Raw genomic sequence first — 24448 nt, 5'->3', positions numbered from 1 at the left:
GCAGGGACTCTACCGGTAAAGCCTCTGCCGAGCATGGCTCGGCACTGCGCTCCCTCCCTTTGGCCGCAGGCCAAGGCAAGGGCTGGGGAGGGGGTGCTTTTCGCTGGGAAAGCCCCCTGCCGAGCATGGCTCGGCACTACGCACGCTCCCTTTGGCCGCAGGCCGAGGAGAGGGCTGGGGAGGGGTGCTTTTCGCTGGGAAAGCCCTCTGCCGAGCATGGCTCGGCACTACGCACGCTCCCTTTGGCCGCAGGCCGAGGAGAGGGCTGGGGAGGGGGGCTTTTCACTGGGAAACCCCCAGCCGAGCAGGGCTCGGCACTACGGTCAGCGGTATCCGGCGGCCTGCAGTTCAAACAACTCGGCATAGCGGCCGCCTTCGATCATCAGCTCTTCGTGGGTACCGCTGGCTTCGATGCGACCGTCGGCCAGCACCAGGATGCGATCAGCCATGCGCACCGATGAAAAACGATGCGAGATCAGCACCGCGGTGCGGTTGTCCGAGAGTTCCTTGAAACGCTGGAATACCTCGAACTCGGCGCGCGCATCCAAGGCTGCGGTCGGTTCGTCGAGGATCATCACCTGCGCATCGCGCATATAGGCGCGGGCGATGGCGATCTTCTGCCACTGGCCGCCGGACAGGTCCACGCCGGTCTTGAAGCGGCGGCCGATCAATTGGTCGTAGCCCGCGGGCAGCGCGTCGATCACCTCATCGGCCAGCGCGCGCCGCGCGGCATTGCGGATGCGCTCCTTGTCGTTCATGGCCTCGACCAGACCGACGCCGATGTTCTCGCCGGCAGACAGGTGGTAGCGCACGAAATCCTGGAAGATCACCCCCATGTTGGCGCGCAGGTCATCCAGGTCATAGTCGCGCAGGTCGCGGCCATCGAGCAGGATGCGGCCTTCGTCCGGGTCATACAGGCGTGCCAGCAGCTTGACCAGCGTGGTCTTGCCGGCGCCGTTTTCGCCGACCAGGGCAATGACTTCGCCAGCCTGCAGATGGAAGCTGAGATTGCGTACCGCCCAGCGCTCGGCATCCGGGTAGCGGAAGCCAACATTCTCGAACACGAAGCCTTCGCGGATCGGGCGCGGTATCGCCACCGCATCCGGGCGTGAGCGGATCTCCGGTTCGATGGCATAGAACGAGAACAGGTCATCCAGGTACAGCGCCTGCCCTGCGACCTGCGAGAAGCCGGTTAGCAGGCCTTCCAGCAGTTGCCGCAGGCGCAGGAAACTACCCGACAGGAAGGTCAGGTCGCCGATGCTGAAGTCACCGCGGATGGTGCGCCAGGCGATGTATCCATAGGCAGCGTAGTAGCCAAGTGTGCCCAGGGCGGCCAGCAGCGTGCCCCAGATCGCGCGCTTGCGCGCGAGCGCGCGGTTGGCCTTGTAGAAGCGTTCGGCCAACAGCTTGTAGCGGTCGATCAGGAAACGGTTGAGGTTGAATATCTTCACCTCCTTGGCCGTTTCCACGCTGGCGCCGACCTGGCGCAGGTAGTCGAGCTGGCGGCGTTCCGGGGTCCAGCTGAAGTTGAGCGAGTAACCCAGGGTGTTGAAGTGCGATTCGCCGATGAAAGCCGGGATCAGGGCAATCGCGAGCAATACGATCAACCACGGTGCGTAGACGATCAGGCCGGCGGCAAAGCTGATGACGGTGATGGTGTCCTGCACCTGGCCGAACAGTTGGCTCATCAGGCTCATGCGGCCCATGGTCTGGCGGCGTGCACGGTCCAGCTTGTCCTGCAGGTCGGGGTCTTCGAAGTCTTCCAGATCGAGCTCGGCGGCGTGTTCCATCAGACGCACGCTGGTGGCATTGGTGAACAGCTCGGAGAGCAGCGAATCGGCGTAGCTGATCAGTCGACCAAGCAGGTCCGAGCCGATCGCGATGGCCAACTCCAACAACAGCAGCTCAAGCAGGGTGTTGAGATGGCCGCTGGAGAACGCCTCTGCCAGCGGTGGTATCGGGCCGGCACCGGCCAGGCGCACGGCTTCATCGATGATCAGCTTGCCCACGTACAGCATCGCGACCGGCATCAACGCACGGACCAGACGCAGGCCGAGGCTGGCGAGTGTCAGCCAGCGGCTGGTCTGCCAAACCTGCCGCAGGAACGGCGGCAGGTTGCGCATCGCATCGACGCGCTCGCGGAAGCTGGGTTTCTTGGCGGGAGCGGGTTCGGGGTGGGGCATGGGGGGCTCAAGCGGCGAAATGCGGGTTCAGGTTACCTGCAAATGCGTTCAGCCCGCCGCATCAATATGCTCAGCCGTCCTTGCGCAGGTCGATATCGCCCATCTGCGCGTCGTCGCGACCGTCGGGGTTGTCACGGACAGCCTCGCCGGCGGCACCGAACGAGCGCTTGCCACTGTCGACGTGGAGGTGACTGACCACTTTGTGCACGCCTTCGATGCCAGCCACAAGGGCCTCGGCCATGTGCTTCACCTCAGCGCTGGAAACATCGCCGGACAAGGTCACCTGGCCATTCTTGACCTGGGCGAGTACCTGCGAGGTCTGGGCCTGCTGGCCAAGGGTATGGACGACTTCATCGCCGATCAGGGTGTCGGAGCGTTCTGCGGACATGGTGGGGTCCTGTTGAAGCGGGATTCCCAAGATCGCCGATGCAGTGTGAGTTTGGCGTTACCGGGGGCTTGGCTTCGCCCCCTCCCTTTGCCGAAGGCAAGGGGAGGGCCGGGGAGGGGTGCTTTGGCTTTGGCTTTGGCTTTGGTTCTGGCTCTAGCTTCTGCCTTTACGCCGTCATTCCCGCGCAGGCGGGAATCGCTCCTGCTCTGCTCCTGCCTTGGCAATTGGCGAGGAAAACAGGCATGGTCAAGGTCAACGGCAAGAGCGATTCCCGCCTGCACGGGAATGACGGCATAAGAGCAGAAAGCAAGTGCCCAAAGCCCAGCGCCCAAAGCCCGAGGCTCTTACCTCAACTACGCGGCCCTTCCGGCGGCGGTGGCTCCGATGACTGCAGCGCCACCGGCAGATGCCAGCCAAAATGCATCGCCATCATCCGCAGGCCAAAACACAGTCCTGCACCAACCAGGGCGCATGGCAACGGCGGCAAGCCCAGCCAATAACCCACCGCAACCACAGCAGCGCCTGCCAACGCCGCGACCGCATACAACTCGGCCTGCAGCACCAGCGGCACCTGTGCCAGCAGCACATCACGGGCAATGCCGCCGCCGATGCCGGTCAACATGCCCAGGGCGGCCGCCATTGGCGGATCGATGCCATAAGCCAGCGCCTTCTGCGTGCCGGCCACAGCAAATAAAGCCAGGCCCATCGCATCGAACATGCGTACCGGGTACTGCATGCGCTCGATCAAGGGCGCCCAAAAGAAGGTGACGATGCCTGCAGCCAGGGTGATGGCCGGGTAGCGCCAATCGCTGATCGCCGCCACCGGGGTAGCGCCGATCAGCAGGTCGCGGGTGATGCCGCCAGCCAAAGCTGCCGCGAACGACAGCACCAGCACGCCGAAGATATCCAATCGACGGCGTACCCCCATCGTCGCCCCTGACAGGGCGAAGACGAAGGTGCCGATAAGGTCGAGTATCAGTACAAGGGTTCCCATGCGCCGTATTGTGCGTTGTCGCGTCGGCGGCGGCCATCAGCCCGGTCCGGAATGATGGCCCCATGGGCTGATGGCTCAGGGCAGTGGTGGCAGCAGGCTGGCGCCCAGCCGGTTCCAGGCGTTGATCACCGCCACCGCCATGCTCAGGTCGCTGATGCCCTTGTCGTCGAAATGTGGGGTCAATGCGTCGAAGGCTGCCTGAGACGGTGCGCCGTCGGGCAAACGGGTCATGGCCTCGGCCCAGCCCAGCGCAGCACGCTCGCGCTCATCGAAGAAGCGGCTCTCGTGCCAGGCTGGCAGGGTGTCGAGCTTGCGCGGTTCAATGCCGGCCTTGCGCAGGGCGGTGGCATGCATGTCCATGCAGTAGCCGCAGCCGTTGATCTGCGAGACGCGCAGGAACACCAGCTCCTGCAGTTCGTGTGCGATGGAACTGTCATGCACGGCCTTGCTGGTGGCCAGCAGGCCCTTGAAGGCATCGGCGGCGAGGCGGGTGTAGGGCACGCGGGGGAAGGTGGTAGTGGACATCAGGTTTCTCCAGACAGCCACGATGGCCGTCTTTCGTTACAAGGACGCAGCAGCGGCTTGGTGCGTGACAAGTGGGGGCAACTTTTCTGGATTGAGCACGCTGTAAAGGGCTGCGATGCGTCCATCCACCACTTCGATGGTGGTGAATGACGCCAATCTGCCTTCGGCGAAGCGCAGGATTGCCAGTTCGCCGTTGACGTAGCCAAGTTGGGCGGGCAGGGCAGCACCGCGGCGGGCGACGGCCCAGTACAGGCGGCCGATGCGCTCGGCGCCCCGTAGTGGGCGGATGGCAGCGGTGACGATGCCGCCACCGTCGGAGAACTGGGCGGCATTGGCATGCAGCAGGGCCTGGATGGCGGGGCTGTCGCCACGCTGGGCCGCTTCCATGAAGCGCTGCAGCAACTCCCTATGCTGTGCCGGCGCCGGCTGGAAGCGTGGTGCACCGGCCTGCAGGCGCTGCTTGGCCCGACGCACCAGTTGCCGGCAATTGGCCTCGCTGTGGCCAAGCAGGCTGCCGATCTGGCGGTAGTCGTGGTCGAAGGCTTCTTTCAGCAGGAAAGCGGCGCGCTCGTCCGGGCTCAGTTGCTCCAGCAGGGTCAGGAAGGCGACGGAGACTTCATTGGCGACGGCGTGGAGCTGGGCCGGGTCGGGGCTGGTATCCGTGGCCAGTTCGACCTGCAAAGGTTCGGGCAGCCAAGGACCCACATAATGCTGGCGCTCACGCTTTGCGGCGCGCAGGCGGTCCAGGCTGAGTCGCGTGGTCGCGGTGACCAGCCAAGCCTGCGCATCACGGATCTCGGCGGTGTCGCTGCCCGCCCAGCGCAGCCAAGCGTCCTGCAGCACGTCCTCGGCATCCGCGCGGCTGCCCAGCATGCGGTAGGCCAGTGCCAGCAGGCGCGGGCGGTGGGTCTGGAAGATGGATTCGGGGTTCATGAAGGCAGGACGGCGCGGGGCAGGCTGGCGTGACAGCGCTACTTTGCCTGAACCCAAGCCTGGCTGTGATTGCGGTTGTGGGAGCGGCGTCAGCCGCGAAGCTGAAGACCTGTCCGTTCACCGGCTTCGCTGCTGACGCCGCTCCTACAACCAAGGGCGGGCAGCACTGCGCCGCTCCAAGGCGTAAAATGGTGGGCTGAACCCCCGCCAGCCTTCAGCAAGCGAGCAAGCCGTGACATCGATCAAGCAGGAAGACCTCATCCAGTCCGTCGCCGACGCACTGCAGTACATCTCGTACTACCACCCGGTCGACTACATCAAGAATCTTTCCGCTGCCTATGAGCGCGAGGAGTCGCCGGCGGCCAAGGAGGCCATTGCGCAGATCCTGATCAACTCGCGCATGTGCGCCGAGGGCCATCGCCCGATCTGCCAGGACACCGGCATCGTCACCGTGTTCCTGGAAATCGGCATGAACGTGCGTTGGGACGACGCCACCATGGGCGTGGAGGACATGGCCAACGAGGGCATCCGCCGCGCCTACGCCTACCCGGACAACAAGCTGCGAGCCTCGGTGCTGGCCGACCCGGCCGGCAAGCGCACCAATACCAAGGACAACACCCCGGGTGTGGTCAACATCAAGGTCGTGCCGGGTGACAAGGTCGACGTGATCGTCGCCGCCAAGGGCGGTGGCTCCGAGGCCAAGAGCAAGTTCGCCATGCTCAACCCGTCCGACTCCATCGTCGACTGGGTGCTCAAGACCGTGCCGACCATGGGCGCTGGCTGGTGCCCGCCGGGCATGCTCGGCATCGGTATTGGCGGCACCGCCGAGAAGGCGATGCTGCTGGCCAAGGAATCGCTGATGGAGCCGATCGACATCACCGATCTGCAGGCCCGCGGTGCTTCAAACCGTGCCGAAGAACTGCGCCTGGAGCTGTACGAGAAGGTCAATGCGCTGGGCATTGGCGCGCAGGGCCTGGGTGGCCTGACCACGGTGCTGGACATCAAGGTCAAGGACTTCCCGACCCACGCCGCCAACCTGCCGGTGGCGATGATCCCGAACTGTGCCGCCACCCGCCACGCGCACTTCACCCTGGACGGCAGCGGCCCGGTGATGCTGGACCCGCCGTCGTTGGAAGACTGGCCGCAGATCACCTACGACGCCTCCAAGGGCACCCGCGTCGACCTGGACACCATCACGCCGGAAGAAGTGGCTGCATGGAAGCCGGGCCAGACCCTGCTGCTCAACGGCAAGCTGCTGACCGGCCGCGACGCCGCGCACAAGCGCATGGTCGACATGCTCAACAAGGGTGAGCCCTTGCCGGTGGACCTGAAGGGCCGCTTCATCTACTACGTCGGCCCGGTTGATCCGGTGCGCGACGAAGTGGTGGGCCCGGCCGGCCCGACCACGGCGACCCGCATGGACAAGTTCACCCGCCAGATCCTGGAACAGACCGGCCTGCTGGGCATGGTCGGCAAGGCCGAGCGTGGCCCGGCTGCGATCGAGGCCATCCGTGACAACAAGTCGGCCTACCTGATGGCGGTTGGTGGCTCGGCCTATCTGGTGTCCAAGGCGATCAAGGCCTCCAAGGTCGTCGGCTTCGCCGACCTGGGCATGGAAGCGATCTACGAGTTCACCGTGCAGGACATGCCGGTGACCGTGGCGGTGGACTCCACCGGTGAGTCGGTACACAAGACCGGCCCGCGCGAATGGCAGGCCCGCATCGGCAAGATTCCGGTGATCGTCGAGTAATCGAGCGCTGTCACTGGTGATGCCGCGACGGCCCGGGCTATGCTCGGGCCGTCGTCGTTTCCAGGGAATGTCCGATGCGCAGGTTCCAGTGGATGCTGGTTGTTGTGGTGTTGTCGTCGCTGGTGGCTTGCGCGAGTGGTGGAGGCTGGGGTGACGCGCCTCGCAACGACCCCGCGGCCTGCGTCAACTACTGCCAGAAAGCGTATGAGCTCTGCAACGCCAACCCTCGCAGCTACGGCGACTGCGGCGAAGCAAACCGTAACAACCAGTGCGACAAGATCACCAACCCGGAACTGCGTGGTGCCTGCCAGACCTCACAGGCGTTCTGCCAGAACCGGTCGGCTGCGTCGGTGTGTGGCGAACGCTTGAACAGTTGCATGAACAGCTGCAACTGAACCGGCCGATAGCTGCGACGAACCAGTAGTGCCGAGCCATGCTCGGCAAAGGCTTTCCCGGGAAGTCATCAAATCATCAGCGCCGCGGCCTGCGCCGCTGCCATGAAAGCACGGCGGCACGGCTTCTGCTCCCTCCCTTTGCCGCAGGCAAGGGGAGGGCTGGGGAGGGGGGCTTTGGATTTGCGCTTTTGCTGTTGCCGCGGCGTTGGGCGTACCAGCTTCGCGGCTTACGCCGCTCCCACAAGCCAGGTGTCTTGGTTGGTTAGAATGTACTTTCTCCAGCCGGGAACTCAGCGCATGTCAGTTGTTCTGTACGGATCACAAAGCACTGCTTCGTTGGTGGTGCATTGGCTCTTGCTTGAGCTCGGTATCGCGCACGAGCTGCGCCAGCTGGATTTTGAGCGTGGCGAACAGAAGTCAGCGGAGTTCCTTGCGATCAATCCTGCCGGCCGAGTACCCGCACTGATCATCGATGGGCAGGTGTTGACCGAGTCCGCCGCCATTGCCATGCATTTGGCCGACCTGCACCCGCAGGCTGCGCTGGCGCCTGTACCAGGCACGGCTGCACGCGGTGATTACTACCGCTGGATGTGCTTCTGCGTGTACACCCTGATGCCGGCATACCGTGCCTGGTTCTATCCGCAGGAGCCGGCAGGTGAGTCGAATGTGGATGAAGTAAAGCAGCGGGCCCGAGCGCAGTTGGAAGCCGCCTGGCAGCAGATGGCTGATCACCTGGCAGCGCATGGCCCCTACGTTCTGGGTGAGCAGCTCAGCGTCGTCGATTTCATGTTGACCATGTTGATGCGCTGGAGCCGCAACATGCCCCGTCCTGGCGATCGCTGGCCGGTGCTGGCCGCGCATGCGGCGCGGATGAAGGCCCGGCCTGCGTTTGCCGAAGTGTATCGGCGTGAGGGGATTGATGATTGGTGGTGAGTGGGCAGTGGTATGCAGGATGAAGCGGCGACATTCGTGGCTTCGCGGCTGACGCCGCTCCTACAAGAGCAAGCGCTCGGGTCGCTCAATCGACGTGGTCGTCGAACTTGCGACCGCCCTGGAACGGCATCAGGTGCTGTTTGATGATGCCGTTCGGCACCGTCTCCAGTTTCATTACGCCATACTCCTGCGGCCATTGCGCCTGATCGCGCGGTAGCTTGAAGGTGCCCATCAACATGTCCACCAGTGGCAGGTGAATGGCGTAGTTGACGTCGATGTATTCCTGCTGTCGGGCGTGGTGCCAATGGTGGTAGCGCGGCAGCACCAGCAGGTATTCCAGCCAGCCAAAGCGGATGCCGAGATTGGCGTGCGCCAGCACCGCCTGCAGGCCAACCAGGATCACGTAGGCATTCACGGCCGGCGTCGAAAAGCCGAGGATCAGCAGTGGCAAAAGCACGGCACTACGGGTCAGTACGATCTCGACAAAATGCACGCGCGAGCCAGCCAGCCAGTCCATATGCCGGCTGGAGTGGTGCACGGCGTGGAAGCGCCAGAGCCAGGGGATGTTGTGATAGGCGCGGTGCAGCAGCGCCTGGGCCATGTCGGCGACAAAGACAGCGATCAGGAACTGCGCCCACACCGGCAAAGACTGGATGGCAGCTTTCAGTCCGGGGAACGCGGCCAGCCCCGCGATGGTGGAGGTGGAAGCGGTGACCAGGATCAGGATGAATTGCACCAGCACGTGGCTCATGAAGAAGTACGCGACATCGGTGCGCCAGCCGGGACGCAGCGGCGATAGTTCGCGCTTGCCCAGATAGCGCTCCAGCGGCACGAACACCAGCGCCGAGAAGAACAGCGACAGTACGAACCAGTCCAGCCCCAGCGAATAAGGTGTCTGGCCGATGGCATCGAACTGCACGTTGGTGCCGCCCAGCAATACCGCCACCGTCGCGCTGCCCACGCCCAATGTGGCGATGCGCTTGTTGCGATCGCGCAGGATGGCGACGGTGCCCATGATGAACGCGGCGGCCAGGCCAACCAGCAGCAGGTGGCGGGCAAACTGTTCGTTGTAGACCGCGCGGAACTCGCGGCTGGTCAGCAGCTCGGGGAAATGAAAGCAGGCGACCGCCAGCAGGCTCAACACGCCGAGCAGTGCGGAGCCATAGGCAAAGAATGAGCGGCGAGTGCGGGTCATTGCGGACGTCCTGTCTTCGACCTGGCGATTCTGCCCGTGTCTGCTGAACGGGGGAAGTGGTATCGGGGCCGGCATCGGCACAATTCACGCAGCTTGCGCGGCGCGGCGGGTAGGTTTGCAGGCATCAGGCGGCAAGTGCGCCCATGGGTCGGCGGACGGCGATGCCGGGATGATCTGGAGTGTGGGTATGAGCGAATTGACGGTTCCGGTGAGCGCGTTGGATCACATCCAGGGCAACCTGGATGCGGCAGTGGTACTGGTTGAATATGCCGATTACCAATGCCCGTACTGCGGTGAAGCATTCTCGCTGGTCAAGCGCTTGCAGCAGCGTTTCGGCGAAGGGCTGTGCCTGGTATTCCGGAATTTCCCGCTGGTGCAGTCGCACCCACAGGCGCTGCCGGCGGCGATCACCGCGGAATACGCTGCCGAGCACGGTAAATTCTGGGAAGCGCATGACGCGTTGTTCCGCAGCCAGCAGCAGTTGGGCGAGTTGGTCTATCGCGAGTTGATGCGCGAGCTCGGGTTGCCGGAGGAGGGTTTGGCCGCGGCGATGGGCGAGAACCGCAACCTGTTGCGGATCCAGCGGGATATCGAGAGCGGTATGCGCAGCGGCGTCACCGGGACGCCCGGTTTTTTCATCAACGGCGCCTTGTTCCAGCCAAGGCAAAGCTTCGAGGAGCTCTACGACGCCATCATCCAGGCCGGCGCCGGAAGCAACTGAGGCGGCTTCGGCGCCAAGGCGCCCAAGCCGGTGCATCAGGACCGCAGCTCAGCCAATCAGGCCAAGCACGGTTTCCGGTGGGCGGCACAATGCCGTGCCCTTGGCAGTGCGTACGATGGGGCGATTGATCAAGCTGGGATGCTGATGCATCGCCTCGATCAGCGCTGCCTCGTCATCGAGTTTGGCGGCCAGCCCGAGCTCTGCGTAGGCGGCTTCCTTGCTGCGCAGCAGATCGCGGGCCGGCATGCCCATGGCATCAAGCACGGCGCGCAGCTGCTCGACGGACGGCGGGGTGTCGAGGTAGTTGATCACCTCGACCTCCATGCCGGCTTCCTGCAACAAGGCGAGCGCGCCACGTGAGTTGGAGCAGCGGTTGTTATGCCAGATGGTGGCTTTCATGACTCAGAACCACTCCAGCAGGGAGACGCCAACGCCGATATAGGTGGCGCGATGGTTGTAGTCGATCATGCTCTCTCCGTAGCCATCGAACACCTGCACGTGGCCGCGCAGCAGCTTGTTGATCGGGAAGCCGTAATCCATCTGCAGCGAGCCATGCGAACGGTCGCCGCTACGCAGCGAATGGCGGCCGGTGATGGCCAGCTCATGGCCGTTGCGGTTGTAGACCAGGGTGGCATCGCCACGCCCCATGTAGTCCTCGATATCCGGGTTGTTGTCGTCGCGGCGACCTTCCGGGATGCGATACCAGGGGCGCAACATGATTGCCCAGTTCTCACGGTCCAGGCCGACGTTCATCACCACCCGGTTCCAACTGCGCGACAAGGGATCACTACGGCCGTTGGATTGATGGTTGAGGCTGACGCCGGTCATGCGTCCATTCCAGCCGAACAGTGAATAGCCGTTGCGGAAGGCCAGCATCACTTCGGGCTCGTAGTTGGTCTCGCGGAAGGGCCGCGACAGCTCGCTGTTATAGGCCTGCCAGCGCGAGCTCTGGGTATAGCCGACCCAGATATCGCCGTTGTCGCCAAACAGGTTTTCGGCGACCTTGGTCTTGAAGCTGAGCTGGAACTTCAGCTCGGTGCTGTCCAGTTCCTCGGCCTGGGTGACGGTGTTGTTGGGATTGGGGGAGTGCGGCATTTCGTTGGGCTTGCTGCTCCAGAACGCCGGCAGCAGGTAGACCGGCTTGTAGGCACGCAGCTGGAACAGACCCAGCTTGGAGTCCTTGGCCAGTTCCCAGCGGCTATCCAGCAGCGAGCCGCGACCGGCGTTGGCCGCAGCGGAATCCAGCTCGTCATGGGCGAACAGTTCATTGCGATGCGGCAACGGTTGGTCAAGCTCCTTGGCGGTGGCCTTGGCCTCCTTGCGCGCGGCCAGGGCCGCGGCCGCGGCGGCATCGGCGGCGCGGGTATCGGTGGCGGTGCGGCCGAGTGCGCTGTCATAGCAGGCCAGGCGGATGGCGTCGGTCTCGAGTGCGAAGCAGGCCTGTGGCGAGGCGGGTGTCGGCATCGCTTCCTGGGCAAGCGCGGAGGCGCTGGCACCGCTCAGGACGAGCAGCAAGGCGTGGGAGAGGGCGGGTGTTTGCATGGGGTCCATCCGGTCGCTGTGGGGTGGCCGGGCCGGGGCAATCAAGCGGGCATTGCACGCCGGCAGCAGTGGCAAAGGGGGATTGTCGGTGATTCCCCTGTCGAGAGGGGGTTAGGAGGCGCTCAGAAGAACCAGGCAATGGCGAACACGCCGACCATGGCGACCGCCAGGCCCAGCTTGAGGGCCACGCCCAGGACGATGCCCAGCCAGGTGCCAAAGCCGACCTTGGTGGCTTGGCCGAGCTGGCGGCCGTGCAGGTACTCGCCGCCCAGCGCGCCGAGGAATGGGCCTACGAACAGGCCGATCGGCATGAAAAACAGGCCGACCACGGTACCGATGGCCGAGCCGATCAAGGCCAGTTTGCTGGCTCCCACCTTCTTGGCCCCGGCGATGGTGGAGATCACGTCGACGATGATGGAAATGATCGTCAGGACCCCCAGTACCACGAGGGGTACCCAGCCCACCCGTTCGAAGCCGTCACCCCAGGCCGCCAGCAGCAGGCCGGCAAATACCAGGGGGACCCCGGGCAGCGCTGGCAGGATGATGCCGGCGATGCCGACCAGGACCAGCAGCGCGCCGACCAGATAGAAGATGAATGAATAGTCCATGTATGCTCTGAAGGGGGTCTAATAGGGGTTGACTTTAACGTGTTGCGCAGTGTTGCAATTTGGTTTGGCCCGGGTTAAGTTGCAGCCGCTGAGCTTGGCAAGGTCACCGTGAATCGTGGCCTGATGGGTAGATCGAAGGATTTGCTGCATCGTTGCACCTCGCTTCCTCCTTGCAACCAGCCGCCTTACCGGGCGTAACCATCAAACGAAAGAGTTACAGGGAGTTAGTCGAGATGTCTGATCGCGAAACCGGTACCGTCAAGTGGTTCAACGACGCCAAGGGCTTCGGCTTCATCAGCCGCGAAAATGGTGAGGACGTGTTCGTGCACTTCCGCGCCATCCAGACCGATGGCTTCAAAAGCCTGAAGGAAGGCCAGAAGGTCACCTTTACCGTTGTGCAGGGCCAGAAGGGCCTGCAGGCTGACGCCGTACAACCGGCCTGATCCGGCGGCCACGCAGCCAAAAGAAAGGCCCGCGCAAGCGGGCCTTTCGCTGTCAGCGGCGCCGATATGGGGCTCAGCGGATGACCACGCGGCCATTGACCACGCGCACATAGGTGTTCTCGCGGATGCCGCCGAGGTCCTTCTGGTTGACCACGATCACGCGGCCATCGTCCATGCGGACCTGGATGTCGTACGAGTTGCCGGTGACGTTCTGCTGGATCTTGTTGCCGGCCATGGCGCCACCTACGGCGCCTGCCACGGCGGCGATGTTCTGGTTGCCCTTGCTGCCGCCGGTCTTGTCGGAGATTTCATGGCCGGCCACTGCGCCGACGATGCCGCCGAGGATGGCGCCGGTAGCGCTGGGCGCGGTGCGCCCGGAGGCGACCGTGTCGATACGGGTAACGATGCCGCAGTCGGTGCAACGGTTCTGGTTATAGCCGTTGTTGTTGCCGTAATTGCCACCATTGTTGTAGCCGCCGTTGTTGTAGCCACCGCCGTAACCGGGGGAGGTGGCGCAACCGGCCAGCGCCAGACTGGCAATCGCGCCTGCAGCAATCAGTTGGATCTTCATGGTGTTTCTCCTTGCCAGATTGGAAATGGGTACTGCTGAGTGACCCGCGGCGAAGATCCTGCGGTTTTGCATGTGAATGGAGGGCCAATCACGTGTGAAATCGCAGTTTGCTTACTTGAAGTCCTGATGGCATGACTTGCAGTCGCTGCCGATTTTTTGCACCGCAGCAGCCAATGTCGCGCAATCTGCCGGTGGCTTGGCCAGTGCGTCATTCAGCGTGGCGCGGTAACGGCTGGCGTGCTGCTGGAAGCGCTCGTCATCACGCAGCCCCGGGAAGGCGGTCTCCAGATCATTGGCCAATGCACGCAAGGTCTGCAGTCGCGGCGTGGTATCGCTGACGCTGCAGCGATTCTGCTTCTGGCTCTCGCCCAGCAGTTGGGTCTGCTTGGCCATGACGGTCATGAGGCTGTCCGGGAAGTGGTCCTGGCGGGCCTGGATGGCGCGCATCCCCATCACGGTCGCGATCACACCGATCAACAGGCCGGCAAGCAGGACGAACAGATAGCGCGAGGCTTTGGACGGGGGACGGGCGGGTGCAGGGTCGGACATTGCGTTGGCTCCAGGCTATAGGCAAAAGGGTTCGACTGCCGGGCATTATGCAGCTGCGCAAGCGAAGCCCGTGTCATCGTGGTGATGGTCGGCTCGCCGCCATGCCGGGGCAGGCCGTAAAATGGACTGATGAAAGAAGAATTGCGTGAGCGCTTTGCCGGTATCGACCGGCTGTACGGGGCAGGCACCATCACCCACCTGAGCGGCTGCAAGGTGGCCGTGGTTGGCATGGGCGGGGTGGGCTCGTGGATTGTGGAGGCGCTGGTGCGCTCGGCCGTGGGCCATTTGAGCCTGATCGACGCCGACGATATCTGCGTCTCCAACACCAACCGCCAGCTGCCGGCGATGGCTGGGCAGTACGGCCGCAACAAGGCGCTGGCCATGGCCGAGCGTTGCCGTGCGATCAATCCGGATGTCGAGGTCGAGGCGGTGGAGTCGTTCCTGACCCCTGCGAACATGGCCGAGCTGCTGGACCGTGATTTTGACCTGGTGATCGATGCCTGCGACAGCTTCCGGGTCAAGGTGGAAACCATCGCCTGGTGCCGTCGCCGCAAGCTACCGATGATCACCATCGGCGCGGCGGGCGGGCGTACTGATCCAACCCTGGTACGGGTGCGTGACGTATCGCGTACCGAGCACGACGCGATGATGGCGCTGATCCGCAAGAAGTTGCGCAGCGAGTTCAATTTCCCCAAAAGCGCAAAGCGCTATTTCGGCGTGCCGGCGGTGTATTCGCTGGAGAACGTGAAGTACCCGCAGGCCGACGGTAGCGTCTGTGGCATCCGCCCGAACCTGGGCCCGGATGAGGCCTTGAAGCTGGATTGCGGCGGCGGCCTGGGTGCCGCCACGCACATTACCGGCGCATTTGCGTTCGTTGCAGTGGGCAAGGCGCTGGAAATGCTGCTGAAGAACCGCGCATAAAAGCAGGCGGGCGCCTGTGGTTTGTGGGAGCGGCGTCAGCCGCGAAGCTGGCATTGCTGAAAATGCCAAGGTGTTCGTGATCTGGCTGACCTGTGGCTTCGCGGCTTACGCCGCTCCTACAGCCTGTCCTAAAGATTGAACAGCCGCCTCGCATTGGCCGTGGTCTGCGCTGCGATATCCGCCGCCGGTTGCTGGCGCAGTTCCGCAACGGTGTCGAGGATCTGCCGCAGCCGCGAAGGCTCGTTGCGCTGGCCGCGGATGCCGGCATCCGGCTGATCCGGTGCGTCGGTTTCCAGCAGCAGGAACTCCAGTGGCATCTGCGTCACCAGCCCGCGCAAACGATTGGCGCGTGTATAGGTAATGGGGCCACCCAGGCCGATCATGAATCCAAGCTCCCAGAGCTGCCGTGCCTGCTCTGGACTGCCGGAAAAACTGTGCACTACGCCCTTGAGTCCGCCAACCCGGCGGATGCGCAGAATTACTTCATCCAAGGCACGGCGCGCATGCACGATCAGCGGTAGCTGGAAGTCCCGCGCGACCTCAAGTTGGCCCTGGAAGTACATGCGCTGTGCTGCCGGCTCGAGATTGTCGACAAAGAAATCCAGCCCGCATTCCCCAATGGCGCAAGGCTTTTCGCGCTCCACCCAATCGCGCAGTTGCTGCAGGTGCTCGGGGCGGTGCTCCGGCAGGAACATCGGGTGCAGACCGTAAGCCGCATGCAGTCCAGCGCCGGTCGCGCACACCTCGCGCAGCTTGGGCCAGCTGGCCGCGGTCACCGCCGGCACGATCTGCATGCCCACGCCGGCAGCGCCGGCGCGGGCGACCACCGCCTCCCGGTCGATGTCGAATTCCGCGGCATCCAGATGGCAGTGGCTGTCGACCAGCTGCACGGCTCAGCGCTTGCCCGGCAGAATCGGCGGCTCGACCGGGTCCTTGCGCCGCTTCCAATTGGCCAGCAACAACGTACTCAGGCCAAACAGGATCTCATCGACAAACGGAATCGGATCGGGCAGCAGCATGCTGATGACGAACAGCGCACCGGTCAGTTTGAACAGGGTGGGGTAGCGCAGCTTGCGTGCCCATTCCAGAAACGGCGACAACATCATGCTCGACATGGCGTATCCAGATGAAGAGGGGTTCAGCTTGCCCCCAGGGATCAGGGCCGGCGTGCTGAATATTGCGTCGAGTTGAATGATTTCGATAGGGTGAGGGCAGAAATACTGGCCTCTGTTCAGCTTGCCCATGCTGGAATCCCCCCAACACAGACGCGGCCAACCGCACGGAGACAGATCATGAAGAGCACAACCACGACCGTTTTGGTTGCCGCCGGCGCGCTGCTGGTAGGTGGCATCGCCACCGCCGCCTTCATGCAGGGCCGCGACAAGGCCAGCACCGCGCCGCTGGTGGAAGGGAGCCGTCCGGTATTGGACAGCTCGCCGCTGGTGGACGATGCGGCTGTTACGGGCAAGGTGGAGAACCCGGCCGAGCCGCAGCTGCAATATGCCGACGTGCTCAAGGTGGCACCGGTCACGCAGAAGGAGCGCGTCTACGGCACGGTGACTGGCAGCGAGCCGATCCGTGAAACCTCCACCACCAGCACCCCGCATGAAGTCTGCGAGGATGTGGTGGTACAGGAGCGCCTGCCCGAGCGTGACGGCAACGTTGGCGGCACCGTCGCTGGCGCGGTGATTGGTGGCCTGCTGGGCAACCAGATCGGCGGCGGCAATGGCAAGAAGGCGGCAACCGCTGCAGGTGCCGTGGCCGGTGGCGTGATCGGCAACCAGGTCGACAAGCGCCACGTTGGTGGTCGCGTGGTCAACCGCACCGAGCGCCAGTGCCATACCGAGCAGCGCACTGCCGAGTCCAGCCGAATCACTGGCTACAACGTCAGCTACCGCAAGCCCGATGGCAGCACTGGCACGATGCGCATGGACAGCCGCCCGGGCGAGCGTGTATCGCTGGGCAATGCCAACCAGACCGTTGGCTATGACGTGACCTACCGTTACGAAGGTGCGGAGAAGACCGTGCGCATGCAGGACCGCCCCGCCAGTGATCGTCTGCCGGTCATCAATGGCCAGTTGGTGACGCAGACCGCGGCGATGGCGCCGGCGGACAGCCGACAGTAACCATCGCAAGCTGTAAACCTGCTTGTTTCAGCAGTTGAGTTACCGGAATCCGATGCCAGTTCTCTGGCATCGGATTTTTTATTGTTTTGTGGGGAGCGGCGTAAGCCGCGAAGCCCGCACACGATCGGGTGGCGCGAAAACCTCTTCAGGGAGCGAACAGTGTCAGCTTCGCGGCTTATGCAGCTCCCACAAACGGGCGCCAGCAAGGCAGCGTCCGTTTGACCAGTTGGGCTGGCCGGCGCAAGCTCGGCGTCCTTGTTTACCGCACACAGGAACCGTGATGAGTGTCTTCGAGCTCCGGCTGGAAACCGAACGACTGCTGCTGCGTCCACCGGCTGCCGAGGATTTCGATGCCTTCGCTGCGTTCTGCGCCGATCCGCGCACCATGCAACATCTTGGCGGCGTACAGGTGCCATCGGTTGCATGGCGCAGCCTGGCGGCACTGACCGGGAGTTGGCAGCTGCTGGGCTATTCGATGTTCTCGGTGATTGAAAAAAGCAGCGGACGCTGGATAGGCAGGGTCGGGCCCTGGCAGCCGCATGGATGGCCTGGCACGGAAGTGGGCTGGAGCATTGCCTCGGAGTTCTGGGGTCGCGGCTATGCACCGGAGGCCGCACGGGCAAGCATCGACTGGGCGTTCGATACGCTCGGTTGGCAGGAAGTGATCCACACCATCGAACCGGCCAATACCAACTCGGTGGCGGTGGCGCGCAAGCTGGGCTCAAGCCTGCTGCGACAGGCGCGGTTGCCAGCGCCTGCCGATATCGAGGTGGATGTGTGGGGGCAATCCAGGCAGCAGTGGATATCACACCGCTGAGGGCGCACTTTGCTGCGGTCGCAGCTTTACCGCGGTGCCTGTGATCCGGTCAGATGGAGGCTGTCGTCTGCCATTCGGTAGCGGGGAGCGGATCAGTGAGTGTTTCGGGTGCTGGGTTGCGGGTCTACGGCATGTCCTCGTCGGGCAACTGCCACAAGGTGCGGCTGCTGCTGGAACAGTTGGGCACGCGTTACGATTGGGTCGAGGTGAACAGCGCCGAAGGCCAGACCCGCACCCCGGAATTCCTCGCGCTCAACCCCAACGGAAAAGTGCCACTGGTGCAGCGCTCCGATGGTCGGGTGCTGGTCGAATCCAATGCGATCCTGTTCTGGCTGGCTGAAGGCACGCCGTACCTGCCCACTGATGGCTGGCAGCGGGCGCAGGCCTTGTCGTGGATGTTCTTCGAACAGTACAGCCATGAGCCCTACATCGCCGTTGCACGTTTCATCAGTATCTGGACGCCGCCGGATTCGCCGCGTCGTGATGACCTGCCGCGTCTGCGCGAGCGGGGCCATGCTGCGCTGGCGGTGATGGAGCGCCACCTGCAGGATAATCCCTGGTTCACCGGCCCGGACTATGGCGTGGCCAATATTGCACTGTTCGCCTATACCGCAGTTGCCGAAGACGGTGGCATTGGCCTGTCGCCGTATCCGGCAATCCAACGCTGGCTGCAGGCGGTACAGGCCCAGCCGGGTTTCATGCCGATACTCGCGGGCTGAACAATCTCATTTGATGCTTGATTCCGTCGTCTCACTTGTTTGCTGTGGAGCCTGTCTGCATGTTTGCTCGTGTACCGAATCCCATCCCGGCCCGCATGAAGGGCCTGAACCGCGCTGAAATCTGCGATACCAACTTCATTGAATTCGTCAGCGCGCTGGCGCCGGGCCCGGCTCAAGGTCCGCAGCCGGCCGCGCCGATCCTGCCCGGTAGCGCCTTGGATGCCCAAGGTTTCCGCGAGCTGTTTGAATCGCAGTTGATCAGTCGTCACCTGGACCTGATGGCGCGCGTGCTGCGCGTGCAGAACAAGGTCTTCTACACGATTGGTTCGTCCGGCCATGAAGGCAACGCAATGGTGGCGCGTGCCGCCCGGCACACTGATCCGGCTTTCCTGCACTACCGTTCCGGCGGCTTCATGGCCGAGCGTTTCCGCAAGTTGCCGGGCATGGATCCGGTGATGGACTCGGCGCTGTCCTTTGCCGCCAGCAAGGACGATCCGGCCAGCGGTGGCCGCCATAAAGTGTGGGGCAGCAAGCCGTTGTGGGTGCTGCCGCAGACTTCGACCATCGCTTCGCACCTGCCCAAGGCGCTGGGCACGGCGATGGCCATCGAAGCGGGCAAACGACTGGGGCAGGGCCTGCCGATTCCCGATGACAGCATCACCATCTGTTCGTTCGGCGATGCCTCGGCCAATCACGCCACCGCCCAGACCGCGTTCAATGCAGCGGCCTGGAGCAGCTTCCAGAAGCTGCCGGCGCCGGTGCTGTTCGTCTGCGAAGACAATGGCATCGGCATCTCGGTGAAGACCCCGGAAGGCTGGATCGCCGAGAGCTTCCGGCATCGCCCGGGGCTGGACTACTTCCATGCCGACGGTCTGGATCTGGTCAACGGTTACGCCGACGTACAGCGCGCGGTTGAGCATTGCCGGCGTACACGGCGACCGACCTTCCTGCACCTGCGCACCACCCGGCTGATGGGCCATGCCGGCACCGACTTCGAGATTGAATGGCGCGCATTGGAAGAATTGTGCGCGGTGGAGGCTGGCGATCCGCTGCTGCGTTCGGCGCAGGTGGCGGTGGAATCCGGGCTGATGGACAAGGCTGAAGTGCTGGCCCTGTACGAACACACCCGCCAGCGTTGTTTCGCTGCGGCCGAAGATGCCGACAAACGCCCACGCCTGACCGCGCTGCAGGATGTGATCGCGCCGCTGGCGCCGTACACACCAGACAAGGTGCAGGCCGAGGCGACGCGCGCGGATTACAGCGAGCGACGCCTGCAGGTGTTCGGCAGCGAGGCCGGTCTGCCCGAGAATCAGCCAGGCAAGCATCTGGCAGTGCAGATCAACCAGGCCCTGCACGATCTGTTCGCCAAGTACCCGGAGACTTTGCTGTTCGGCGAGGACGTGGCGCAGAAGGGCGGCGTCTACACCGTCACTAAGGGTCTGCAGAAGGCATTTGGTCCGCGACGTGTGTTCAATACCCTGCTCGACGAGACCATGATCCTGGGCATGTCCCAGGGCTTCGCCAACATGGGTATGTTGCCGCTGCCGGAAATCCAGTACCTGGCCTATCTGCATAACGCGGCCGATCAGGTTCGCGGCGAGGCCTGTTCACTGCAGTTCTTCTCCAATGACCAGTACCGCAACCCGATGCTGATCCGCATCGCCGGGCTGGGCTATCAGAAAGGCTTTGGTGGCCACTTCCACAACGACAATTCGATCGCTGCCATCCGCGACATCCCGGGACTGGTGGTGGGCTGCCCATCGCGCGGCGATGATGCCGCGGCAATGCTGCGCACGCTTGCGGCCCTGGCCAAGGTCGACGGGCGGGTCTGCGTGTTCCTGGAGCCGATCGCGCTGTACATGACCAAGGACCTGCATGCCGCTGGCGATGGCCAATGGCTGTTCCCGTATCCAGCGCCGGATCAAGCGCTGACGTTGGGCGAGGGCAGGGTCTATGGCGAGGGCAATGATGACCTGCTGATCATCAGCTACGGCAATGGTGTGCCGATGGCGCTGCGTGCAGCCAGAACCATCGAGCAGCAGCACGGATGGAAGGTGCGGGTGGTGGATCTGCGCTGGCTGGTGCCGCTCAATGCCGGCTATATCGCTGAGCAGGCCAGGGGCGCGAAGCGCATCATCGTGCTCGACGAAGGCCGCCAGAGCGCCGGCGTGGGCGAGGGCGTGATCACCGCCCTGGTCGAAGCCGGCCATGGGCAGGTGCCGTTGCGCCGGGTGACCGGTGTGGATACCTATACACCGTTGGCTGGTGCGGCCTTGCTGGTGTTACCCAGTGATGCCGATGTGGTGGCAGCGGCGGCGGAGTTGGCGTGAGCCGCTAGCGTTTCTTTGTGGGAGCGGTGTAAACCGCGAAGCTGGCAATGCTGAAATCACCAGCACCTGCGACCTGACTGATCTGTGGCTTCGCGGCTGACGCCGCTCCTGCAGCACTGCTCCCTCCCTTTGGCGCAGGCAAGGGGAGGGGTTGGGGAGGGGTTGGCTTTTGGGCCTTCAAAGGCTGCCAGCTTCGCGGCTGACGCCGCTCCCACAAAACTGCCGAAACCATCGCCATCTTGCAGGCAAACAAAACCCCGCCGAAGCGGGGTTCTGTTTTCAGGCATGCAGCGCTGGATCAGCTATTGGCCTTCAGCTTGGCCAGGCGCAGCCAGGTGTCGACCACGGTGTCCGGGTTCAGTGACACCGACTCGATGCCTTCCTGCATCAGCCACTCGGCCAGATCCGGATGGTCGGACGGGCCCTGGCCGCAGATGCCGACGTACTTGCCCTTGGCACGTGCGCTCTTGATGGCCATCGACAGCAGCTTCTTCACCGCCGGGTTCCGCTCGTCGAACAGGTGCGCGACGATCGAGGAATCGCGGTCCAGGCCCAGGGTGAGCTGGGTCAGGTCGTTGGAACCGATCGAGAAGCCGTCGAAGATTTCCAGGAACTCATCGGCCAGCAGTGCGTTGGACGGCACTTCGCACATCATGATGATCTTCAGGCCGTTCTCGCCCTGCTTCAGGCCGTTGGCGGCGAGTACTTCCACCACCTTGCGGCCTTCTTCCAGGGTGCGCACGAACGGGATCATCACCCAAAGGTTCTCCAGGCCCATTTCGTTGCGCACGCGCAACACGGCCTGGCATTCCAGTGCGAAGGCCTTGGAGAAGCTCGGGTCGACGTAACGGCTGGCGCCGCGGAAGCCGATCATCGGGTTCTCTTCGTGTGGCTCGTAATTGCTGCCGCCGATCAGGTTGGCGTACTCGTTGGACTTGAAGTCCGACAGGCGCACGATCACCGGGTTCGGTGCGACCGAGGCGGTCAGGGTGGCGATGCCCTCGGCCAGGCGGTCAACATAGAAGCTCACCGGATCCTTGTAGCCGGCAATCTTCTCGTCGATCTTCTTCTTGGTGGCGGCGTCCTGGCGGTCGTATTCCAGCAGCGCATTCGGGTGAATGCCGATGTGGCTGGCGATGATCATTTCCAGGCGGGCCAGGCCGATGCCGGCGTTCGGCAGCTGGCCGAAGTCGAAGGCACGTTCCGGGTTGGCGACGTTCATCATGATCTTCAACGGTGCCGGCGGCATGTTGCCCAGATCGGTGGTGGTGCGTTCGAAGTCCAGCTTGCCGGCATAGATGAAGCCGGTGTCGCCTTCGGCGCAGCTGACGGTCACTTCCTGGCCGTCCTGGATCACCTGGGTCGCATTGCCCGAGCCGACCACGGCCGGCACGCCCAGCTCACGGGCGATGATGGCGGCGTGGCAGGTGCGGCCGCCACGGTTGGTGACGATGGCCGAGGCACGCTTCATCACCGGCTCCCAATCGGGGTCGGTCATGTCGGCGATCAGCACGTCGCCCGGCTGCACGCGGGCCATGTCGTCCAGCGACTTGACCACGCGGGCCACGCCAGCACCAATCTTGGCGCCGACGGCACGGCCTTCAGCGATCACTTCACCCTTGCCCTGCAGCGCGTAGCGCTCCATCTGGGTGGCCTTGGCGCGCGACTTCACGGTTTCCGGGCGTGCCTGGACGATGAACAGCTTGCCGCTGACGCCGTCCTTGGCCCACTCGATATCCATCGGGCGGCCGTAATGCTTTTCGATGACCAGCGCCTGCTTGGACAGTTCCTGCACGTCCTCATCGCTGATCGAGAAGGTATTGCGCACCTCGACCGGGGTGTCCTCGATCTTGACGCGCTCGCCCGGGACGTCCGAATAGACCATGCGGATCGCCTTGGAGCCCAGCGAGCGGCGCAGGATCGCCGGCTTGCCGGCATGCAGGTTGGGCTTGTAGACGTAGAACTCGTCCGGATTGACCGCGCCCTGCACGACCATTTCGCCCAGGCCGACCGAGGAGGTGACAAACACCACGTCGCGGAAGCCGGACTCGGTGTCGAGGGTGAACAGCACGCCCGACGAACCCACGCCCGAGCGCACCATCAGCTGCACACCGGCGGACAGGAACACGTCTTCATGCTTGAAGCCGTGGTGTACGCGGTAGGCGATGGCGCGGTCGTTGTACAGCGAGGCAAACACTTCCTTGACCTTGTGCACGACATCGTCGGCACCGGTGACGTTGAGGAAGGTTTCCTGCTGGCCGGCAAACGAAGCGTCCGGCAGATCTTCGGCGGTCGCCGAGGAACGCACGGCCACGGCGATGTCGCCGCCGCCGTTCTCGGCGCTCAGCTTTGCGTAGGCGTCGCGGATGTCCTTGTCCAGCTGCGGCTGCAGCGGGGCGTCGATCACCCAGCCGCGGATTTCCTTGCCGGCAACGGTGAGGGCAGCGACATCTTCCACGTCCAGCGTGGCCAGCTTGTCGAAAATGCGCTTGGACAGGTCGTTATGGGCGATGAAGTCCTTGAACGCCTCGGAGGTGGTGGCATAACCACCGGGGACGGACACCCCCAGACCGGCAAGATTGCCGATCATCTCCCCGAGCGAGGAGTTCTTGCCACCTACGCGGGCCAGGTCGGCCAAGCGCAGCTCATGCAACCACAGGATATTCTCGTTCAAGCGCGATGCTCCGTTGAGGCCATCGCCCGTGGCGGGCTTGGGATGGCCACGTCCGTAGGAAGAAGCCAATATGATGCAGTGCACACCGAAGCCGCACAAGCTTGTGACAATACTTTGTCTTGTGCTTGTCTTTTTCGGGACAGGCTAGGTCATCACGCTTGACCTGTGGTCAGGTTCACACTCTGAAGGGAGCTTTCATGACGGCAATCCGGCCGGTTTTCTATGTTTCCGACGGTACCGGCATCACCGCCGAGACCGTTGGCCACAGTCTGCTGACGCAGTTCAATGGCTTCAGTTTCGTGACTGATCGCATGTCGTTCGTGGACGATACCGACAAGGCGCACGAGGCGGCGGCGCGCATCCGGGCCGCCGGCGAGCGTTACCAGGTGCGTCCGATCGTCATCAGTTCCTGCGTGGATTCCAGCCTCGGCTTGATCCTGGAGGAGAGCGGGGCCCTGGTGCTGGATGTCTTTGCCCCATTCATCGGGCCGCTGGAACAGGAGCTGAGTGCCGCCAGGCACTCCAAGGTGGGTCAGGCCCATGGCATGGTGGATTTCGATACCTACCATCGCCGCATCAACGCGATGAATTTTGCGCTCAGCCACGACGACGGCATCGCCGTGAACTATGACGAGGCCGATGTGGTGTTGGTTGCTGTGTCGCGCGCCGGCAAGACTCCGACCTGTATCTACCTGGCACTGCATTACGGCATCCGCGCGGCCAATTACCCCTTGACCGAGGAAGACCTCGAGCAGGATCGCCTGCCGCCACGCCTGCGTCCGTATCGCAACAAGCTGTTCGGGCTGACCATCGACCCCGAGCGCCTGCAGCAGATCCGCCAGGAGCGGCGCCCGAATTCGCGCTATGCCAGCTTCGAAACCTGCAAGCGCGAGGTCACCGCTGCCGAGACCATGTTCCGCATGGAGCGCATCCCGACCCTGAGCACCACGCACACCTCCATCGAAGAGATCTCCAGCAAGGTCCTGAGCACCCTGAGCCTGCAGCGCGAAATGTTCTGAGCCAAGCACCACCGGTAGTGCCGAGCCGTGCTCGGCAGAGGCATTACGAGCAGACCCAGGTCGGTGTCGTATAAACAGGGGCCGCTGCCGGCGGCGGGGAGAGTGTAGATGT

Annotated in this window: 25 protein-coding genes; 11 read left to right on the top strand and 14 right to left on the bottom strand. The window is 63.7% G+C overall.

Annotation, left to right across the window (positions count from 1 at the left end):
• Window positions 1-323 precede the first annotated feature (323 nt).
• The 5 genes from AC1VXC_RS18175 to AC1VXC_RS18155 all read right to left on the bottom strand — a co-directional run bounded on the left by AC1VXC_RS18175 (window position 324) and on the right by AC1VXC_RS18155 (window position 5023).
• Window positions 324-2183, bottom strand: coding sequence for an ABC transporter ATP-binding protein (locus AC1VXC_RS18175; RefSeq protein WP_481539284.1), 1860 nt, complete (start codon window positions 2181-2183; stop codon window positions 324-326).
• 70 nt (window positions 2184-2253) lie between these two features.
• On the bottom strand, window positions 2254-2571 hold the full coding sequence (locus tag AC1VXC_RS18170; protein WP_481539283.1) for a BON domain-containing protein: 318 nt from the start codon (window positions 2569-2571) through the stop codon (window positions 2254-2256).
• 349 nt (window positions 2572-2920) lie between these two features.
• Window positions 2921-3565, bottom strand: a complete 645-nt coding sequence (locus AC1VXC_RS18165; RefSeq protein WP_062166083.1) for a trimeric intracellular cation channel family protein — start codon at window positions 3563-3565, stop codon at window positions 2921-2923.
• A gap of 75 nt (window positions 3566-3640) precedes the next feature.
• On the bottom strand, window positions 3641-4090 hold the full coding sequence (locus AC1VXC_RS18160) for a carboxymuconolactone decarboxylase family protein (RefSeq protein WP_313170074.1): 450 nt from the start codon (window positions 4088-4090) through the stop codon (window positions 3641-3643).
• 36 nt (window positions 4091-4126) lie between these two features.
• The gene (locus AC1VXC_RS18155; protein WP_481539282.1) at window positions 4127-5023 is read right to left on the bottom strand and encodes an RNA polymerase sigma-70 factor; all 897 of its coding nucleotides are present in this window, start codon (window positions 5021-5023) and stop codon (window positions 4127-4129) included.
• A gap of 232 nt (window positions 5024-5255) precedes the next feature.
• Between AC1VXC_RS18155 and AC1VXC_RS18150 the strand changes: the two genes are divergently transcribed.
• The 3 genes from AC1VXC_RS18150 to AC1VXC_RS18140 all read left to right on the top strand — a co-directional run bounded on the left by AC1VXC_RS18150 (window position 5256) and on the right by AC1VXC_RS18140 (window position 8101).
• The gene (locus AC1VXC_RS18150; protein WP_312371282.1) at window positions 5256-6773 is read left to right on the top strand and encodes a fumarate hydratase; all 1518 of its coding nucleotides are present in this window, start codon (window positions 5256-5258) and stop codon (window positions 6771-6773) included.
• 74 nt (window positions 6774-6847) lie between these two features.
• Window positions 6848-7168, top strand: coding sequence for a hypothetical protein (locus AC1VXC_RS18145; RefSeq protein ID WP_481539281.1), 321 nt, complete (start codon window positions 6848-6850; stop codon window positions 7166-7168).
• Between the two features lie 297 nt (window positions 7169-7465).
• Window positions 7466-8101 (top strand): glutathione S-transferase family protein, encoded by a 636-nt coding sequence (locus tag AC1VXC_RS18140; protein WP_481539280.1) that lies wholly within the window; start codon window positions 7466-7468, stop codon window positions 8099-8101.
• Window positions 8102-8186: 85 nt separating this feature from the next.
• Here AC1VXC_RS18140 and AC1VXC_RS18135 read toward each other — a convergent pair whose 3' ends face one another.
• Window positions 8187-9296, bottom strand: a complete 1110-nt coding sequence (locus AC1VXC_RS18135; RefSeq protein WP_313494861.1) for a sterol desaturase family protein — start codon at window positions 9294-9296, stop codon at window positions 8187-8189.
• 187 nt (window positions 9297-9483) lie between these two features.
• On the opposite strand from AC1VXC_RS18135, the gene AC1VXC_RS18130 reads away from it, so the two are divergent.
• Window positions 9484-10017, top strand: a complete 534-nt coding sequence (locus AC1VXC_RS18130) for a DsbA family protein (protein WP_481527520.1) — start codon at window positions 9484-9486, stop codon at window positions 10015-10017.
• Between the two features lie 48 nt (window positions 10018-10065).
• On the opposite strand, the gene arsC is transcribed toward AC1VXC_RS18130, so the two are convergent.
• The 3 genes from arsC to AC1VXC_RS18115 all read right to left on the bottom strand — a co-directional run bounded on the left by arsC (window position 10066) and on the right by AC1VXC_RS18115 (window position 12167).
• A complete protein-coding gene (arsC, locus tag AC1VXC_RS18125; RefSeq protein WP_313170086.1) occupies window positions 10066-10416 on the bottom strand; it encodes an arsenate reductase (glutaredoxin) in 351 nt (116 codons plus the stop codon).
• A gap of 3 nt (window positions 10417-10419) precedes the next feature.
• On the bottom strand, window positions 10420-11559 hold the full coding sequence (locus AC1VXC_RS18120; protein WP_313170087.1) for a phospholipase A: 1140 nt from the start codon (window positions 11557-11559) through the stop codon (window positions 10420-10422).
• A gap of 122 nt (window positions 11560-11681) precedes the next feature.
• The gene (locus AC1VXC_RS18115; protein WP_313494866.1) at window positions 11682-12167 is read right to left on the bottom strand and encodes a DUF456 domain-containing protein; all 486 of its coding nucleotides are present in this window, start codon (window positions 12165-12167) and stop codon (window positions 11682-11684) included.
• 233 nt (window positions 12168-12400) lie between these two features.
• Between AC1VXC_RS18115 and AC1VXC_RS18110 the strand changes: the two genes are divergently transcribed.
• The gene (locus AC1VXC_RS18110) at window positions 12401-12610 is read left to right on the top strand and encodes a cold-shock protein (RefSeq protein ID WP_282271583.1); all 210 of its coding nucleotides are present in this window, start codon (window positions 12401-12403) and stop codon (window positions 12608-12610) included.
• 73 nt (window positions 12611-12683) lie between these two features.
• Here AC1VXC_RS18110 and AC1VXC_RS18105 read toward each other — a convergent pair whose 3' ends face one another.
• Window positions 12684-13181, bottom strand: a complete 498-nt coding sequence (locus AC1VXC_RS18105) for a glycine zipper 2TM domain-containing protein (RefSeq protein WP_313170090.1) — start codon at window positions 13179-13181, stop codon at window positions 12684-12686.
• Between the two features lie 111 nt (window positions 13182-13292).
• Entirely contained in the window at window positions 13293-13730 is a 438-nt protein-coding gene (locus tag AC1VXC_RS18100; protein ID WP_481527521.1) for a cytochrome c, read from the bottom strand.
• A gap of 129 nt (window positions 13731-13859) precedes the next feature.
• Here AC1VXC_RS18100 and AC1VXC_RS18095 point away from each other — a divergent pair, with 129 nt between their 5' ends.
• A complete protein-coding gene (locus AC1VXC_RS18095) occupies window positions 13860-14651 on the top strand; it encodes a tRNA threonylcarbamoyladenosine dehydratase (protein WP_313170093.1) in 792 nt (263 codons plus the stop codon).
• 128 nt (window positions 14652-14779) lie between these two features.
• Here AC1VXC_RS18095 and AC1VXC_RS18090 read toward each other — a convergent pair whose 3' ends face one another.
• Window positions 14780-15541, bottom strand: coding sequence for a TatD family hydrolase (locus AC1VXC_RS18090; protein ID WP_313170095.1), 762 nt, complete (start codon window positions 15539-15541; stop codon window positions 14780-14782).
• Window positions 15542-15544: 3 nt separating this feature from the next.
• A complete protein-coding gene (locus tag AC1VXC_RS18085) occupies window positions 15545-15766 on the bottom strand; it encodes a DUF6116 family protein (RefSeq protein WP_313170224.1) in 222 nt (73 codons plus the stop codon).
• A gap of 177 nt (window positions 15767-15943) precedes the next feature.
• Between AC1VXC_RS18085 and AC1VXC_RS18080 the strand changes: the two genes are divergently transcribed.
• The 4 genes from AC1VXC_RS18080 to AC1VXC_RS18065 all read left to right on the top strand — a co-directional run bounded on the left by AC1VXC_RS18080 (window position 15944) and on the right by AC1VXC_RS18065 (window position 20643).
• Entirely contained in the window at window positions 15944-16777 is an 834-nt protein-coding gene (locus tag AC1VXC_RS18080) for a glycine zipper 2TM domain-containing protein (protein WP_313170097.1), read from the top strand.
• Window positions 16778-17057: 280 nt separating this feature from the next.
• Entirely contained in the window at window positions 17058-17594 is a 537-nt protein-coding gene (locus tag AC1VXC_RS18075; RefSeq protein ID WP_313494871.1) for a GNAT family N-acetyltransferase, read from the top strand.
• Between the two features lie 95 nt (window positions 17595-17689).
• Window positions 17690-18313, top strand: a complete 624-nt coding sequence (locus AC1VXC_RS18070; protein ID WP_481539278.1) for a glutathione S-transferase family protein — start codon at window positions 17690-17692, stop codon at window positions 18311-18313.
• A gap of 59 nt (window positions 18314-18372) precedes the next feature.
• Entirely contained in the window at window positions 18373-20643 is a 2271-nt protein-coding gene (locus AC1VXC_RS18065; RefSeq protein WP_481539277.1) for a thiamine pyrophosphate-dependent enzyme, read from the top strand.
• 298 nt (window positions 20644-20941) lie between these two features.
• Here the strand turns inward: AC1VXC_RS18065 and ppsA are convergent, their stop codons facing one another.
• Window positions 20942-23317: a phosphoenolpyruvate synthase gene (gene ppsA / locus AC1VXC_RS18060; RefSeq protein WP_481539276.1), complete on the bottom strand. Its 2376-nt coding sequence runs from the start codon at window positions 23315-23317 to the stop codon at window positions 20942-20944.
• Between the two features lie 197 nt (window positions 23318-23514).
• Between ppsA and ppsR the strand changes: the two genes are divergently transcribed.
• Window positions 23515-24336 (top strand): posphoenolpyruvate synthetase regulatory kinase/phosphorylase PpsR, encoded by an 822-nt coding sequence (gene ppsR, locus AC1VXC_RS18055; protein WP_313170105.1) that lies wholly within the window; start codon window positions 23515-23517, stop codon window positions 24334-24336.
• Window positions 24337-24448 lie beyond the last annotated feature (112 nt).

It is taken from the genome of Stenotrophomonas sp. STEN033 (assembly GCF_056856655.1).
The sequence above is the reverse complement of the archived record's forward strand: the minus strand, read 5'-3'. Positions and strand labels throughout refer to the sequence as shown.

What these genes read in the sequence shown, in the direction of transcription:
- AC1VXC_RS18145 (WP_481539281.1), top strand. Translation starts at nt 6,848, where the DNA reads ATGCGCAGGTTCCAGTGGATGCTGGTTGTTGTGGTGTTGTCGTCGCTG.
- AC1VXC_RS18155 (WP_481539282.1), bottom strand. Translation starts at nt 5,023, where the DNA reads ATGAACCCCGAATCCATCTTCCAGACCCACCGCCCGCGCCTGCTGGCA.
- AC1VXC_RS18130 (WP_481527520.1), top strand. Translation starts at nt 9,484, where the DNA reads ATGAGCGAATTGACGGTTCCGGTGAGCGCGTTGGATCACATCCAGGGC.
- AC1VXC_RS18080 (WP_313170097.1), top strand. Translation starts at nt 15,944, where the DNA reads ATGAAGAGCACAACCACGACCGTTTTGGTTGCCGCCGGCGCGCTGCTG.
- AC1VXC_RS18115 (WP_313494866.1), bottom strand. Translation starts at nt 12,167, where the DNA reads ATGGACTATTCATTCATCTTCTATCTGGTCGGCGCGCTGCTGGTCCTG.
- AC1VXC_RS18140 (WP_481539280.1), top strand. Translation starts at nt 7,466, where the DNA reads ATGTCAGTTGTTCTGTACGGATCACAAAGCACTGCTTCGTTGGTGGTG.
- arsC (WP_313170086.1), bottom strand. Translation starts at nt 10,416, where the DNA reads ATGAAAGCCACCATCTGGCATAACAACCGCTGCTCCAACTCACGTGGC.
- AC1VXC_RS18165 (WP_062166083.1), bottom strand. Translation starts at nt 3,565, where the DNA reads ATGGGAACCCTTGTACTGATACTCGACCTTATCGGCACCTTCGTCTTC.
- AC1VXC_RS18160 (WP_313170074.1), bottom strand. Translation starts at nt 4,090, where the DNA reads ATGTCCACTACCACCTTCCCCCGCGTGCCCTACACCCGCCTCGCCGCC.
- AC1VXC_RS18110 (WP_282271583.1), top strand. Translation starts at nt 12,401, where the DNA reads ATGTCTGATCGCGAAACCGGTACCGTCAAGTGGTTCAACGACGCCAAG.
- AC1VXC_RS18135 (WP_313494861.1), bottom strand. Translation starts at nt 9,296, where the DNA reads ATGACCCGCACTCGCCGCTCATTCTTTGCCTATGGCTCCGCACTGCTC.
- AC1VXC_RS18085 (WP_313170224.1), bottom strand. Translation starts at nt 15,766, where the DNA reads ATGTCGAGCATGATGTTGTCGCCGTTTCTGGAATGGGCACGCAAGCTG.
- AC1VXC_RS18075 (WP_313494871.1), top strand. Translation starts at nt 17,058, where the DNA reads ATGAGTGTCTTCGAGCTCCGGCTGGAAACCGAACGACTGCTGCTGCGT.
- AC1VXC_RS18120 (WP_313170087.1), bottom strand. Translation starts at nt 11,559, where the DNA reads ATGCAAACACCCGCCCTCTCCCACGCCTTGCTGCTCGTCCTGAGCGGT.
- AC1VXC_RS18065 (WP_481539277.1), top strand. Translation starts at nt 18,373, where the DNA reads ATGTTTGCTCGTGTACCGAATCCCATCCCGGCCCGCATGAAGGGCCTG.
- AC1VXC_RS18095 (WP_313170093.1), top strand. Translation starts at nt 13,860, where the DNA reads ATGAAAGAAGAATTGCGTGAGCGCTTTGCCGGTATCGACCGGCTGTAC.
- AC1VXC_RS18105 (WP_313170090.1), bottom strand. Translation starts at nt 13,181, where the DNA reads ATGAAGATCCAACTGATTGCTGCAGGCGCGATTGCCAGTCTGGCGCTG.
- ppsR (WP_313170105.1), top strand. Translation starts at nt 23,515, where the DNA reads ATGACGGCAATCCGGCCGGTTTTCTATGTTTCCGACGGTACCGGCATC.
- AC1VXC_RS18170 (WP_481539283.1), bottom strand. Translation starts at nt 2,571, where the DNA reads ATGTCCGCAGAACGCTCCGACACCCTGATCGGCGATGAAGTCGTCCAT.
- AC1VXC_RS18175 (WP_481539284.1), bottom strand. Translation starts at nt 2,183, where the DNA reads ATGCCCCACCCCGAACCCGCTCCCGCCAAGAAACCCAGCTTCCGCGAG.
- AC1VXC_RS18100 (WP_481527521.1), bottom strand. Translation starts at nt 13,730, where the DNA reads ATGTCCGACCCTGCACCCGCCCGTCCCCCGTCCAAAGCCTCGCGCTAT.